This is a genomic window from Streptomyces sp. NPDC004610 (genome assembly GCF_040609715.1).
Lineage (GTDB): Bacteria > Actinomycetota > Actinomycetes > Streptomycetales > Streptomycetaceae > Streptomyces.
This window is the reverse complement of record NZ_JBEXLA010000015.1, coordinates 130,867-143,866: the sequence shown is the minus strand read 5'-3', so window position 1 is coordinate 143,866 and position 13,000 is coordinate 130,867. Positions and strand designations below refer to the sequence as shown.

The window sequence follows — 13,000 nt, the reverse complement described above, 5'->3', positions numbered from 1 at the left end:
TGCCGCCGCCGTTCTGCGCGGCGGCTGCCGTTCGCGGTGCTGGTGCGCCGCGTGAGGAGAATCGAGGGGGCACATGAACTCTTCACGACCATCGGATGAGCACCGGGCGACCCCCGCACGGCCGCTCTCGTGAGCGCTCACAGTCCGCCGACGGGAGTTCCGCTTTGGACCGGTTAGATGCGACCTGAGGCTCTGCACATCATGTGCAACTGCCACTGACCTGCGTACTTCGCCGGGCCGGGCGGGAGCGTTAGCGTCGGAGCATGAGTTCCGTACCCGGTCGCCCCTCGCTCGCCGCCGCTCTCGCCGCCCGGACGCTCGTCCTCGACGGCGGGCTGTCGAACCAGTTGGAGGCGGCCGGGTACGGCCTGGGGGACGCGCTCTGGTCGGCGCGGCTGCTCCAGGAGGCGCCGGAGGCGATCGTGGCCGCGCACCGGGCGTACTTCGCGGCCGGGGCCGAGGTGGCGATCACGGCCAGTTACCAGGCGACCTTCGAGGGGTTCGCGCGGCGCGGGGTGGGGCGGGCTCGGGCCGGTGAGCTGATCGCGTCGAGCGTGGCTCTGGCCCGGGAGGCGGCCCGGCGGGCGGGGGCGGCGCGTCCGCTGTGGGTGGCCGGTTCCGTGGGGCCGTACGGGGCGATGCTGGCGGACGGGTCCGAGTACCGGGGGCGGTACGGGCTGAGCGTGGCCGAGCTGGAGCGGTTCCACCGGCCCCGGGTGGAGGCGCTGGCCGGGGCGGGGCCGGATGTGCTGGCGCTGGAGACGGTGCCGGACGCCGATGAGGCGGTGGCGCTGCTGCGGGCGGTGCGCGGGACGGGGGTGCCGGTGTGGCTGTCGTACACCGTGGACGGGGGGCGCACCCGGGCCGGGCAGTCGCTGGAGGAGGCGTTCGGGGTGGCGGCGGGGGTGGATCAGGTGATCGCCGTGGGGGTGAACTGCTGTGCGCCGGGGGAGGTCGCCGGGGCGGTGGCCGTGGCGGCACGGGTGACCGGCAAGCCGGTCGTCGCCTATCCCAACAGCGGGGAGTCGTGGGGCGCCGGGGGCTGGGACGGGCGGGTCACGTTCGACGCGGGGCGGATGCGGGAGTGGCGGGACGCGGGGGCGCGGCTGATCGGGGGGTGCTGCCGGGTGGGGCCGGGGGTGATCGGGGAGGTGGCGGAGGTGCTGGGGCCGGGACCGGCTAGGCGCTCCCCATAGTGTCCGTGGTGTCCGTGGTGTCGGTGCGATTCACGCTGCCCGGCAGGCGCAGACGGCGGACCACGGAGCGCAGTTCGGTCATCCGGGCCGGGAGGTCGGCCGGTGGGGCGGGGGGCGCGGGGGCGGGTGGGGGTGCCGTGGACCAGAGGGAGAGTTCGGCGTCGCGGGGGCCCTTGACGGTGTGGGAGGGGCCGTCGCCGAAGAGGTGGACGGGGTGGGTGGCGTCCCAGTGCGGCCAGCCGGGGTCGCCGTCGGTGGCGAAGCGGACCCAGGCGCGGTGCATCTCGTCGGCCAGCGACCGGGGCGCTCCGGCGCCCGCCAGTTTGGCGGACTCGGGGACCTCGCCGGTGTCGAAGACGAACCCGAGTTCCAGGGCGTGGCAGGCGCCGAGGTCGGGGACCAGGGACGGCCAGGCGAACTCGTAGAGGTACGAGGTGGTGGGGCGGGCGTCGGCCAGTTGGTGCAGGGGGATGCGCAGGAGGTGGTCGGTGACGAGCTGGCCGACGATCTCGGCGGTACCGGCCTCGGGGCGCAGGGTGCGGTAGCCGCGCGGTACCTCGTGGCCGCAGCGGCAGCGGGCCATGGCACCGGCCAGGGCGACCGGGCCGAGGCGGTCGACGCGCTCCAGCAGACCGCCGGGGACCAGCCAGAGCCGGTACTCGTCGCGGGTCCAGCCCGACATCAGGTCGACGCCGGGGGCCGCGCCGCCCTCGGTGAGGGCCTGAAGCGGGTCCCGGGGGACGACATCGCCGTCCACGACGATCCCGAACGCCGGGCCGCCCAGGACGGGGCTGCTGAGGCGGCCGACCTCGGCCTGGGTGCGCAGCAGCTGTTCGCGGTCGGCGGCGGCGAAGGCGGCGGCGGTGGCCGGGATCCTCAGCCGCCCGGCCATCCGGCGCACCATCCGCCGTACCTTGTCGCGGTCGGCGGCCTCGGGTGCCCCGCTCTGGAGGATCGCCCGGTGCACCAGCCCCTGGGTCTGCGGGGCGGCGAGGAGCGCGCCGATGCTGATGGCGCCCGCCGACTGGCCGAACAGGGTGATCCGCGCCGGGTCGCCGCCGAATGCCTCGATGGACTCGTGCACCCAGGTCAGGGCGGCGATCTGGTCGCGCAGTCCGGCGTTGGCGGGGGCGTCGGGGAACAGTCCGTAGCCTTCGACGCCCAGCCGGTAGTTGATCGAGACCAGGACCACGCCGTCGCGGGCGAAGGGGCCGCCGTCGTAGACCGGGACGGCGGAGGAACCCCTGGTCAGGGCGCCGCCATGGAGCCAGACCAGGACCGGGAGGCGGGCACCGGGGCCGGGCTCGGGGGTCCAGACGTTGAGGTTGAGGCAGTCGTCGCCGGGGATCACCGGGTCGGAGAGGTACTGGGCGAAGGCGTCGGAGTACGGGGGTTTCGGCGGGGTCGGGCCGAAGGCTCCGGCGTCGCGGACGCCGTCCCAGGGCGTGGGCGGCACGGGCGGGCGGAAGCGGAGCGGGCCGAAGGGCGGGGCGGCGTAGGGGATGCCCCGGAACACGGCGACACCGTTCTCCCAGCGGCCCCGGACCCGGCCGTGGGGGGTGGCCGCGACGGGCCGTGGCCCGGCCGCCGGATGTGTGGGGTCCGCCCGCTCTGTTGTCGTCATCCGCCCACCAGTCCTTCCGCGACCGCACGGCATGGAGTTCCGGTTCAGATCAGAGCACCACACTCCGGGCGTCTATTCCGGCGCAGCGGGGGTTGGCCGGGACTGATCGGGTGACGCGTGCCAGCAGTGCTTGTGCTCCCCCGGGCGATATCGCCGTGCATCAATTCATTCGCAGGTCATACCGCTTGATCACCTTCGATTCCCGGAAGGCTGTGCTTCCCCGGCCTGGTCATGGCATCGTGTACTGGCCACCCCTCGAAGGTTGGCCAGAACCTCACTGTGCGCACGCGGCACAAGGTCACCCCCGCCGTGGCGCCGGTCCGGGGTTCGCCTACCTTGTTGCTGCCCTGATCAGCCCATATCGTCCGCAGGAGGCACTGCCGTGTCGGAGTCCAACCCCCAGATCGTCGCGTCTGCGGAGATTCGCGCTCGGATCGACACCACCAAGCCGCACTCCGCCCGTTTCTGGAACTACTTCGTCGGGGGCAAGGACAACTACGAGGTCGACCGGGAGATCGGGGACCAGATCAAGGAGATCTTCCCGGGTCTCGTCGATGTCGCGGTGAGCAGCCGCCAGTTCCTGGGCCGGGCCGTGCGGTATCTGGCCGTGGAGCAGGGCGTCCGGCAGTTCCTGGACATCGGCACCGGGCTGCCGACCGCCGACAACACCCATGAGGTGGCCCAGCGGGTCGCGCCCGACTCCCGGATCGTCTACGTCGACAACGACCCGATCGTCCTCACCCACGCCAACGCCCTGCTCACCAGCACCCCCGAGGGCAGGACCGCGTATCTGGACGCCGACCTCTACGACCCGGACGCGGTGCTGGAGACCGCCGCAGGCACCCTGGACTTCGCCCAGCCGATCGCCCTGATCATCCTCAACACGCTGGGGCATGTCGCGGAGTACGAGCAGGCGCGCACCCTGGTGCGGCGGCTGATGGCCGGACTGCCCTCGGGCAGCTATCTGGTGATCAGCGACTCCACCTCGACCAGCGAGGGCATGATCGCCGCCTCCGACGCCTACAACGCGAGCGGCGCGGTGCCGTACTACGTGCGGAGCGTGGAGGAGATCGGCGGGTTCTTCGACGGTCTGGAACTGGTGGAGCCGGGCGTGGCGCAGGTGACCCGCTGGCGCCCGGACGGCGAGGCGTCGGACGTGGCCGTGGACGCGTACGGGGCGGTGGGGCGCAAGTCCTGATACGGGGTCACCCCGCCGGGCCTTCTACGGGCCCTCACCGTGGGCCGCGTGGCGGGTCAGGACCCGGTCCACCAGGAGGCCCGACGCCCCCAGGTATCCCGCCGGTTCGAGGAGTTCCCTGAGCGCCTCGGCGCCGTCGGGGCCGGTGAAACGGCCGTTCGTCTCCGGGGCCGCGGCGAGGCGCTCGGCGAAGGAGAGGGCGCTGCCCGGTTCCTGAGGGGCGGTCAGCCGGGCCAGGAGCCGTTTCGCCGCCCTCTTCCCGAGGACCGGCGCGAGGGCGACGCCCAGCCGTTCCGCGTGCAGCGCGCCGCCGCTCAGCTCCAGGTTGGCCCGCATCCGCGCCGGGAACACCGTGAGCCCGGCGGTGAGTTCGGCCGCGTTGTCCGCCGCGCCCGCGGTGAGTCGCAGGGCCTCGCGCAGCGGCTGCCACTCGGCGTGCCAGGCGCCCGGCGCCCGCTCGTCCTCGGCGATCAGGCTCTGGGTGAGGACCAGCGCCAGCGGCGGCACCTGGCGGGCGGCCGAGGCGATCAACGTGGCCAGCACCGGGTTGCGCTTCTGCGGCATCGCCGAGGAGGCGCCCCGGCCCTCCCCGGCGGGTTCGGCGACCTCGCCGACCTCGGTCCGGGCCATCCCCTGCACATCGAGGGCGAGTTTGCCGAGCGCGCCGCAGGTGAAGGCGAGGGCGGCACCGAGGTCGGCGACCGGGGTGCGCAGCGCGTGCCAGGGCACCGGCGGCGCGGCCAGCCCGAGGCGCGCGGCCAGCGGCGCCGCCAGCTCGGTGCCGAGGCCGGGCAGCTCACCGCCGCTGCCCGCGGCCGGGGTGCCGCGGGCGACGGCGCTGTACGCCGCGAGGGTGCCGGCCGCGCCACCGAGCTGGACGGGCAGCCCGGGGGTGAGCGGACCGCGGACCCGGTCGGAGGCGTCGAGGACCAGCGTGAGCCAGCCCGCGGCCTTGAGGCCGAAGGTCACCGGCACGGCGTGCTGGGTGAGGGTGCGCCCGGCGACCGGGGTGTCCCGGTGGCGGGCGGCCAGTACCGCGAGAGCGTCCGCGGTGCGGGTCAGCGCGGTGTCGATGTGCCGCAGGACCCGGGTGGCGACCAGCATCGTGGCGGTGTCCAGGATGTCCTGGCTGGTGCTGCCGTGGTGGACGTGTTCGGCGGCCCGGGGGTCCAGCGCGGCGACCTCGGCGGTCAGCGCGGCGACCAGACCGACGACGGGGTTCGCCGCCTCACGCGCCCCGCGCGCGAGGGCCACCGGGTCGATCCGGCCCGACCGGGCGGCCTCGGTGATCGGCCCGACGGAGGCGGCCGGGATGATGCCCAGCTCCGCCTGGGTCTCGGCGAGCGCGATCTCCGTCTCCAGCATGGCGCGCAGATACGCCTCGTCCCCGAGCAGTTCCTCGGCGCCGGAGCCCGCCCGGACCGGCGAGAGCAGCCCGAGATCGGCGGGGGACGCGGTGCCGGTGCTGATGCTGGTCATGACGCGCTCCCCCCGGTGGTGGCGAGCAGTGGCCGTCCGCTGCTGGGGAGCCAGGCCAGCGGGACATGGCGGTGCAGATACGGCGTCCGGCGGGCCCGTGCCGCCGCGATCCGGGCGTCGGCCGCGCTGAGGCAGGTGTGGGCGATGGCGTCGCTGTCGCCGACGATGACCGAGTTGACGCCGGGCCGGATACCGGCCGCCGTCACCCAGTGGACGCCCTCGGTGGGCACCCCGAAGGCCAGTCGGCGCGGATGCGGACGGAGGTCCCGGTCGAGGACGTGGTAGGGGCGGGCGGTGACGGCGAGGCCGCCCGTCTCGTAGGGCTCGGCGGTGCCGTCGGGGATGCGGTAGGGGGCGCAGCGGCCGGTGCGCAGCAGCTGGTTGAGGAGCGGGTCGGTGGTGGTGCGGAGGTCGAACTCGGGGAGCCGCGCGTCGATCAGGGCGGTGACCAGGGTGTCGGGGCCGGGCACCCGGGTGGAGCGCAGGGCGAATCCGCGGCCGAGCGGGTCGGGCGCGACCCGGATGCCGGGGCCGTGGACCTCGACCACTCCCGCCTCGATCAGCGCGATCAGCTCCTCGATCCGGCGGGCGGGCGGGCCGATGGAGAGATAGGCGTTGAGGGGGGTGTACCAGCCGCTGAGTTCATCGCGGTACGAGGCGCCGCCGAGACCGGCGTGGTCGACCACGAGACGGATCTCGTTGCGCAGATCGCGCAGGACGTCCAGGGCGGCCTTGAGGGGGCTGGAGACATTGCCCTTGCGGGCCTCGGCGAGGTCCTCGCGCAGATGGGCGAGGAGCCAGCGGCGGTAGTCGCCGGAGCCGGTGAAGTCGCGGTCGCTGTAGGGGTGTTCGATGTGCTTCCAGTCCCAGAAGCGGGCGCGGGGGACGCCGTACCCGAGCAGCAGGGCGTGCTCCGCGGGGCCGTCGTCGGCGCCCTGGGCGACGTACTCGTCGAGGAAGGTGTCGGCGGTGGCGCGGTCGTTCTGTTCGGTGAGGAGGGCGTGGTAGTAGACCGCGCGCACCTCGCGGGAGATCAGCGGCCAGACGTCCGCGCGGAAGGACAGCGGTCCGGCGGTGCGGTGGCGGTGGCGCAGCGCCTCGATGGCGGCGGGGGTGAGGAACAGCGGGTCGTGGCGGCCGGAGACGCCCTTCTCGTTCTCGCCCCGGGCGTGGTAGGGGATGCCGCGCCGTGAGCCGAGGTGGAGGACGGGCTCCTGCCCGGAGGGCCGGTAGACGAGGTGGCCGTCGATCCGCCGGTAGCTTCCGCCGCGCCCGGTGGTGAGGAGGGCGACGAGGTCGAAGCAGGTGAGGCCCATACCGAGCAGGGCGACCCGCTCACCGGGGGCGATGGCAGCGTAGTCGGCGTCGGCGGGGTTGCCCGGCGGGCGGTAGACCAGGCCGTGCCGCTCGGCGTACGCGGTCAGTTCGCGTTCCCGGGAGCCGGGCGCGATGGGCGCGTGGCCCTGGGCGAGCACCACCGAGTCCAGCTCGGTCAGCACGGTCCCGTCGTCCAGGACGACGGTCTGGGTGCGGTCGCCGCCGGGGCCGTCGTGCAGGGCGACGGCGAGGGCCGGGTGGGTCTCCACCACCAGGTTGGCGGGCGCGGTGCTCAGCAGCCGGTCCAGCACCCACACCAGGTAGTGGCCGTACAGACGGCGGGTGGGGTAGCTGTCGGGGCCGAGGTCGCGGGCCTCGCGCCGGGTGCGTTCGGGCAGCTCGCGCGGGGAGCCGAGTTCGTCCAGGAGGGTGGCCCACTGGTGCAGGCTCGGCCCGGGGACGACCGGGCCCTCGCACTCGACGCTGTCGTCGCTGAACAGGGTGATCTGTGAGGCGACGGTGTTCATCAGCAGCTCGGCGTCCTGGCCGGGCCGCCACACCTGGCCGCCGGCGCCCCGGGGGTCCACCAGATGCACCTGGATGGTCCGCCCCCGCCAGCGGGGCAGCCGGGCCTGCGCGGCGAGCCGTTCCAGTACGCACAGTCCGCGCGGACCGGCCCCGATCACACAGATCCGGGACACCTCGGCGTCCGCCGCGAGAGCCGTCGTGAAGGGTGCTGTGCTTCCGGACGTCATGAGGTACTCCGGGTCAGTCCTGTCAATCGCCATGCACCGGAGGCTAGAGGCGCGTTCGGGAAGGGCGCATCACGCGGATACGGGATTCTGGATTTCGGCAATTCGACGCCCGTGACCGACCTGACAAACAATTCCCGATAAACTTGACAAGGCGCCGGGAAGGGCGGGGGGAAACAATTCCCCGGACCGGGCCGGGAATTCTCCCGAAGAAACCTCCCGCCGACGAAGCGATCGCCGTCACCGGCATCCGTCCGCACCCGGAAAGGCCGAGGGCCCGCCGCGCGGGGGTTCGCGGCGGGCCGGACCGGAGGGCGAGGGAGGACACCCGCTCAGACGGGTACGGCCACCACCAGGCTCGTGGGTGACCGGGTCGGCAGGGTCTCCAGGTGCCGGAAGCCCGCCTTCTCGAACAGCGTGGCGAACTGCGCCTCGGTACGCACCTGCCCGGTGAGCAGCGACAGCATCACGATGTCCTCGAACTTGCCGAAGTGCGGGGTGTCCCCCTCCGGCAGCACCTCGTCGATGACGATCAGCCGGCCGGAGTCGCCGAGGGCGCGGCGGATGTTGCGCAGGATGGTGACGGCGTCCTCGTCGTCCCAGTCGTGCAGGGTCCAGGACAGCACATAGGTGTCCGCGCCCTCCGGCACCGACAGCAGGAAGTCCCCGCCGACGCACTCGGCCCGCTCGGCGACCCCCAGCTCCGCGAGCACGGTCCGGGCCTCGGGCACCACCCGGGGCAGGTCGTAGACGACGCCCGTGAGCTGCGGATAGCGCTGGAGCAGCGCGCCGACGAGCTGCCCGTGGCCGCCGCCGACATCCACGAGCCGACGGGCGTCGGAGAGGTCATAGATGTCCAGGACGCTGGAGTTGACCATGACGGACATGCTGGCCATGGCCCGGTTGAACAGGTCGCCCCGCTCGGGGTGGGCGGCGATGTAGGTCCAGAAGTCGCTGCCGTGCACATGGTCGAAGGACGGCCTGCCGGTGCGCAGGGAGTGCGCGAGCGCGCCGAACGACTGCTGCCGCTCCGGCAGTCCGACATACCGGGCGAGGTCCCGCATGGAGCCGGGGACATCGCTGCGCAGGGTCGCGGCGAGCGGGGTGAGACCGAAGGTCTCCGGCTCCACCTCGGTGAACACCCCGACGCTGGCCAGCGCCCGCAACCCCCGGTAGAGGGCGGCGGGGTGGGTGCCGGTGCGCTCGGCGATGTCGTCGACATGCCGCACCTCGTCGCCGATGGCGTCGGCGACACCGAGTTCGGCGACGGCGAGGATCAGCTGGCTCACCAGGGAGCTGTAGAGCATCTCGTACATCCGGACCGGCGCGGGTACCTCGTGCGCGGATTCGGGTGCGGTGGGGTGGACGGTCATGTGTGCGCTCCTTCTCCCGCCGGTCCGGCCGGGGCGGTGTGCGTGGTCGGCGTGCGGCCAGTCTCCGGGCGGGCGGTGGGGTCCGGCATCACGTGTTCTGGTGAACCCGGCGCGGGAGGACGGCCCGTCAGCCGGTGCCGTCCAGGGGCAGCTCGTCCTCGCGCTCATGGGCCAGTACCCGGCGGGTCAGTTCGACCCGGCCGGTCACCCCGAGTTTGGTGAAGCTGTGCCGCAGATGGCTGTCCACGGTGTGCCGGGAGAGGAAGAGCCGTCCGGCGACCTCCCGGTTGGTCAGCCCCTGCGCCACCAGCCGGACGACCCGCAGTTCGGAGGGGGTGAGCCGGTCCCAGCGGGCCTGGTCACCGGGCGGGCCCGCTTCCCGGTCACCGGGCGCCGGATTCCGGTCACCGGCGGCCGCATTCTGGTCACTGGCCGCCGGGTTCCGGTCCGGGTACGGGTTCCGGTTCCGGTCCGGGTTCCGGTTCCGGTCCGAGCTTCGGTCCGGGTTCCGCTCCAGGTTCCGGTTCCGGTCCGCGTACCGGTCCAGGTTTCGGTCCGGATTCCGGTTCCGTTCCCGGCCGCTGCGTCCACCTCGGCCGCCGCTGACGCCGCTGACGCCGCTGACACCTCGGCCGCCTCCGACGCCCCCGACGCCCCCGACGCCCCCGACGCCTCGGATGCCCCCGATGCCTCGACCGCCTCGGACGCCGAGCGAGTGGAGGGTCTCGCGGACGCGCACGGCGTCGCCGTCGGCGCCGAGGCCCTGGTAGCGGCCCAGCGCCTCCTTGAGGAGACCGAGGGCGGCAGGCCGTCCGCCGTGCGCCTCCTCGGCGCGGGCGAGGTCCTCCGCGGCGGCGGCCAGCGCCAGCGGCCGGGGCCCGGCGCGGTAGTGCGCCACGGCGGTGCGCAGCCGCCCGACGTCGTCGCGCAGGACGCCCTCGGTGTGCGCGGCGGCGGCGAGGGCCGAGGTCACGGTGGGGTTGCGGGCGGCGACCAGCCGGGCTGCCCCGGCGACGGCGGCGGCCCGCCGGGTGTCCCCGGCGTCGAGCGCGGCCCGCACCAGACCGGCGCCCGCGTGGGGCTCCTTGGTCAGCAGCAGGGGGCGGGTCGGCAGCGCCGCGTAGACCGGGGAGAGGGTGTCGGAGGCGGTGGCCGGACCGTCCGTCGCGCGGTGCAGCAGGGCGGTGACCCAGGCCAGGTCCTCCAGCGCGGCACCGGCCGCGCCCGCCGCCAGGGGCCCGGCGAGGGTCAGATGGTGCCGGGCCGGCTCCAGGTCGCCGGTGTGCAGGGCGACCCGGGCCCGCAGTGCCAGCGGCCCCACGGCGAGCGCCGGTACGGCCAGCCGCTCGGCGGTGCGTACGGCCTCGGCGGCCCCGGCGTCGGCCTCGGCGAGGCGGCCCGCGGCGAGGTCGAGTTCGGCCCGGTGGAAGTGCCACATCGGCGCCACCCAGTGCAGTGCCGGGTCGTCGCAGGGGTCGCGGTCCCCGGCGAGGACGGCCGCCGCCCGGTCGAACTCGTCGCGGGCGGTGAGGGCGACGGCCAGCCACAGCCGGTGGTGACCGGCGGCCGGATCGTCGTCGTGGGCGGCGCGCAGGGCCTCGCGGGCATGGGCGGCCACCTGGTCGTGCAGGCCCTGCGCCCGCGCGGCGGAGTACCACATGGTCGTGCGGTGCACCGGTTCGGTGGGGCGGCCCGGCCGAGGGTCCTTGACGAGGTGGGGACGGGGCGCGGGTACGCCGGTCACGGCGGGAGGGGTGCGGGCGGGGGCGGGGGTGCCGCTCATCAAGTGGGCTGCGTCGGCCATGAGTTCGGCCAGGAGGGGCCTGCCGGGGTCGTCGGCCCAGGTGTCCGGCGGGGCGGTCCGGGCGGCGCGGCGGGCGGCGAGCGGGTCGGCGGGGCGGGGGTCGGGGAGCGGAGGGCCGGGGGCCGGGGAGCCGGGGGCCAAGGAGTCAAGGGCCTGGGAGTCGCGGGCCAGGGAGCCGCGGGCCGGGCAGCCGGGGATCAGGGGGGCGTCGGTGTCCCCGCCGCCGAGCGCGAGGTGTTCGATGAACTCCGCGGCGGGCCCGCCCTCGCGCCGGACGACCGAGGCGGCCTCCCGGTGCAGGGCGGTCCGTACGGGCTCGGGGAGCCGGTCGTAGAGGGCCTCGCGGACGAGTTCGTGGCGGAAGACGACCGCCGGGCCGTCGGCGGCGAGGACCGAGGCGTCGATCAGCTCGCGGATCTGCGGCAGGAGTTCCACGGGGGTGCGGCCGAGGAGACCGGCGGCCTCATGGACCGAGAAGCGCGGGCCGAGCACGGCGAGGGCGTCGAGGGTCCGGCGGCTCTCGCCGGACAGATCGCGCACCTGGTGCTCGACGGCCCGCCGGAAGTCCGGGGCGGGCGTGTGGTCCAGCAGGGTGGCGGTGCCTTCGCCGTCCCGGACCCGTACCCGTCCGTCGGCGAGGGAGGTGGCCAGGAGTTCCCTGAGGAGGTACGGGTTGCCGCCGCAGCGCGCCGCGAGGGCGAGGACGGTGCCGTCGGGGCGGGCGCCGAGCACCTCGGCGCAGAGCGCGGCGACGGCGTCGGGGGGCAGGGGCTCCAGGGTGTGGCGGGTGGCGCCGTCCTGGAGGAGCGGGTCGAGCGGGTCGCGCGGGTGGCCGGGTCCCCGGGCGAGCAGCCACAGCACGGGCAGCGCGGAGGAGGCGCGGATGAGGCGGCGCAGGGCCAGGACGGAGCGGTCGTCCGCGTGGTGGGCGTCGTCCAGGGCGACCAGGAGGGGGGTGACGCGGGTGGCGCGGCCGAGGAACTCGGCGGTCAGGTCGAGCTGTTCCAGCGGGTCGTGCCCGGGGCTCGCGGTGAGCGGGGCGAGCAGTACCGGCGGCACGCTGTGCCGCAGCAGGGCGCGCAGGGTGCCGTAGGGGACGCCGTGGTCCAGGGGGGTGGCCTCAGCGGAGGCGACGGCGAGGTCCCGGGCGCGGGCGCTCTCGGCGGCGGCCCGCAGGAGCGCGGATTTCCCGGTGCCGGCCGGGCCTTCGACGATCAGGCAATGGCCGCCGCCCGTCAGGGTGTCGTCGATGGCCTGGCGTATCGCGTACAGAATGGTTTCGCGGCCCGGTAGCGCGGGCCCGGCGGATCGCATTTCGTCCCCCGTCCGACGGAAGTCCCTAGGGTTCGTGTCCGGCGTGGTGCGGCGTGGTGCGAACTCATCATGCAGGAAAACAGATGCGCGCGGACATCACCCACGGAGCCGTTCCGCTGGCGGAATTCCGTCGATGGGGAAATGGGTCTGGCGGCCGGGGTCGTATTTCCCCGGGGGTGTTTCAGGCGGTGTAGCCACCGTCGACCGCGAGGGAGGTGCCGGTGATCCAGCGGGCGTCGGGGCCCGCCAGGAAGGCGACGGCGGCGGCGGTGTCGGACCCGGCGCCGAGCACCCCGACGGCGGTCCGCAGCCGCTCCTCCTCGGCCTCCTCGGTGCCGTCGGGGTTCATATCGGTGACGGTGGGGCCGGGGTCGACCACATTGACGGTGATGCCGCGCGGGCCGACCTCGCGGGCGAGGGCCTTGGTGAAGCCGATGAGGGCCGACTTGCTGAGGGCGTAGAGCGTCACATCCGCCACGGGCACCCGGGTGGCCCAGCAGCTGCCGACGCTGATGACCCGCCCGCCCCGGCCCAGATGGCGCAGGGCGGCCTGGGTGGCGAGGAAGACGGCCTTGACGTGCACATCGAGGGTGCGGTCCAGCTCGTCCGGGCCCACCTCGCCGATCGGTCCGTAGGGGAAGATCCCGGCGTTGTTGACCAGGATGTCGAGCCGCCCGAACTCGGCCGCGACCCGGTCGACCGACGCCACGACCGCCGCCGGGTCGGCGCTGTCGGCCCGGACCGCGAGCGCCCGGCGTCCCATCGCCTCGACGGCCTCGGTGACCTCCTTGGCCCGGTCGTCGGCGCTGACGTAGCTGAAGGCGACGTCGGCGCCCTCGCGGGCCAGCCGGAGGACCGTCGCGGCGCCGATCCCCCGGCTTCCACCGGTCACCAGTGCCACCTTGCCGTCGAGCTGAGGCATGCCGCTCCCCTTCGCAGAGAT

The 13,000-nt window shown here is 74.6% G+C and carries 8 protein-coding genes; 2 read left to right on the top strand and 6 right to left on the bottom strand.

From position 1 onward, the window contains the following. Positions 1 to 263 precede the first annotated feature (263 nt). Positions 264 to 1,196 carry a homocysteine S-methyltransferase gene (gene mmuM / locus ABZX40_RS18995; RefSeq protein WP_355739871.1) on the top strand — a complete coding sequence of 311 codons (933 nt, stop codon included), beginning with the start codon at positions 264 to 266 and terminating at the stop codon, positions 1,194 to 1,196. Here mmuM and ABZX40_RS18990 read toward each other — a convergent pair. Further along, complete coding sequence (locus tag ABZX40_RS18990; RefSeq protein WP_355739874.1) at positions 1,180 to 2,820, bottom strand: carboxylesterase family protein; 1,641 nt, start codon at positions 2,818 to 2,820, stop codon at positions 1,180 to 1,182. The genes mmuM and ABZX40_RS18990 overlap by 17 nt on opposite strands. Positions 2,821 to 3,202: 382 nt before the next feature. Between ABZX40_RS18990 and ABZX40_RS18985 the strand changes: the two genes are divergently transcribed. Further along, the gene (locus ABZX40_RS18985; RefSeq protein WP_355739876.1) at positions 3,203 to 4,018 is read left to right on the top strand and encodes an SAM-dependent methyltransferase; all 816 of its coding nucleotides are present in this window, start codon (positions 3,203 to 3,205) and stop codon (positions 4,016 to 4,018) included. 24 nt (positions 4,019 to 4,042) lie between these two features. Here the strand turns inward: ABZX40_RS18985 and ABZX40_RS18980 are convergent, their stop codons facing one another. The 5 genes from ABZX40_RS18980 to ABZX40_RS18960 all read right to left on the bottom strand — a co-directional run bounded on the left by ABZX40_RS18980 (position 4,043) and on the right by ABZX40_RS18960 (position 12,979). After that, positions 4,043 to 5,497, bottom strand: a complete 1,455-nt coding sequence (locus ABZX40_RS18980; protein ID WP_355739879.1) for an adenylosuccinate lyase family protein — start codon at positions 5,495 to 5,497, stop codon at positions 4,043 to 4,045. Continuing rightward, the gene (locus ABZX40_RS18975) at positions 5,494 to 7,602 is read right to left on the bottom strand and encodes an FAD/NAD(P)-binding protein (RefSeq protein ID WP_355739882.1); all 2,109 of its coding nucleotides are present in this window, start codon (positions 7,600 to 7,602) and stop codon (positions 5,494 to 5,496) included. Before ABZX40_RS18975 ends, ABZX40_RS18980 begins: the two co-directional genes overlap by 4 nt. Positions 7,603 to 7,898: 296 nt before the next feature. After that, positions 7,899 to 8,939 carry a methyltransferase gene (locus ABZX40_RS18970; protein WP_355739885.1) on the bottom strand — a complete coding sequence of 347 codons (1,041 nt, stop codon included), beginning with the start codon at positions 8,937 to 8,939 and terminating at the stop codon, positions 7,899 to 7,901. 127 nt (positions 8,940 to 9,066) lie between these two features. Continuing rightward, on the bottom strand, positions 9,067 to 12,057 hold the full coding sequence (locus ABZX40_RS18965; RefSeq protein ID WP_355739888.1) for an AAA family ATPase: 2,991 nt from the start codon (positions 12,055 to 12,057) through the stop codon (positions 9,067 to 9,069). A 181-nt stretch (positions 12,058 to 12,238) separates the two neighbouring features. Next, positions 12,239 to 12,979, bottom strand: coding sequence for a 3-oxoacyl-ACP reductase family protein (locus tag ABZX40_RS18960; protein WP_355739891.1), 741 nt, complete (start codon positions 12,977 to 12,979; stop codon positions 12,239 to 12,241). Positions 12,980 to 13,000 lie beyond the last annotated feature (21 nt).

Excerpts from the sequence above, each read along its gene's own strand:
- ABZX40_RS18965 (WP_355739888.1), bottom strand. The coding sequence starts at position 12,057 with ATGCGATCCGCCGGGCCCGCGCTACCGGGCCGCGAAACCATTCTGTAC.
- ABZX40_RS18960 (WP_355739891.1), bottom strand. The coding sequence starts at position 12,979 with ATGCCTCAGCTCGACGGCAAGGTGGCACTGGTGACCGGTGGAAGCCGG.
- ABZX40_RS18990 (WP_355739874.1), bottom strand. The coding sequence starts at position 2,820 with ATGACGACAACAGAGCGGGCGGACCCCACACATCCGGCGGCCGGGCCA.
- ABZX40_RS18980 (WP_355739879.1), bottom strand. The coding sequence starts at position 5,497 with ATGACCAGCATCAGCACCGGCACCGCGTCCCCCGCCGATCTCGGGCTG.
- mmuM (WP_355739871.1), top strand. The coding sequence starts at position 264 with ATGAGTTCCGTACCCGGTCGCCCCTCGCTCGCCGCCGCTCTCGCCGCC.
- ABZX40_RS18975 (WP_355739882.1), bottom strand. The coding sequence starts at position 7,602 with ATGGCGATTGACAGGACTGACCCGGAGTACCTCATGACGTCCGGAAGC.
- ABZX40_RS18970 (WP_355739885.1), bottom strand. The coding sequence starts at position 8,939 with ATGACCGTCCACCCCACCGCACCCGAATCCGCGCACGAGGTACCCGCG.